Annotated in this window: 1 pseudogene; it reads left to right on the forward strand. The window is 52.3% G+C overall.

The features are described 5' to 3' along the window. Positions 1–109 precede the first annotated feature (109 nt). Positions 110–692 (forward strand): annotated as a pseudogene (locus tag E0D98_RS25250) (ATP-binding protein); the annotation flags it as partial.

Genomic DNA, 692 nt, shown 5'->3' on the forward strand with positions numbered 1-692 from the left:
CTCAACAGATTATTTATTTTCTCTGCTGTTTTTTCATGCCACATCCCCTGCTGTGGCATCAAAAAATATCAGACCGTGATGATTCATCCTTACCGGAGTGCTCCATGCCATGAATATCAACCGCATTATTTTTGCCATTGAAGACTGTATCAGTACCCTGTCACGGTATTCCGTTTCCGCATTCTTCCCCGATTACTGTGATCTGCACACCGTCATCGGTCTGGACCAACAGGACCGCGAACGCCGCCCCTGGCTGAAAGCCCCCTACATTGCCACCACCAAACAGGGGTATTACCTTTCCGTCTTTGAAATCAGCGGTGCCCTGAAAGAAATGGATGAAAACCCGGACCTGACAGCCCCCGGCACACTGGAATCACTGATTACAGCGCTGGCCGAGCGAATGAACACTGCCTATAAAAACACCGGTCACAAAATCAGTTTTGTTTTCGAACGCGATCCGGAGCGTGGAAGGGATGAAATCGAAGCCATGCTCTTACCCCAGCGAAAATCCATCGCACGCACGGGGATCCTGCTTCAGGACGTTCTGGATGAAAAAGTCACCACACTCACCCCCTGGCTTGTCCGGGAACGCTGCTGGCTGACCGTCTGGAGCTCTGAAGAACTGCTGAGCCGGACCGATCGCAAGGACCACCAGACCCGTATCAGGAAACTCGCTGAACACGCTCCGCCAG

This window comes from Escherichia sp. KCJ4928 (genome assembly GCF_004352695.1).
In the GTDB taxonomy this organism is placed as follows: domain Bacteria; phylum Pseudomonadota; class Gammaproteobacteria; order Enterobacterales; family Enterobacteriaceae; genus ECMA0423.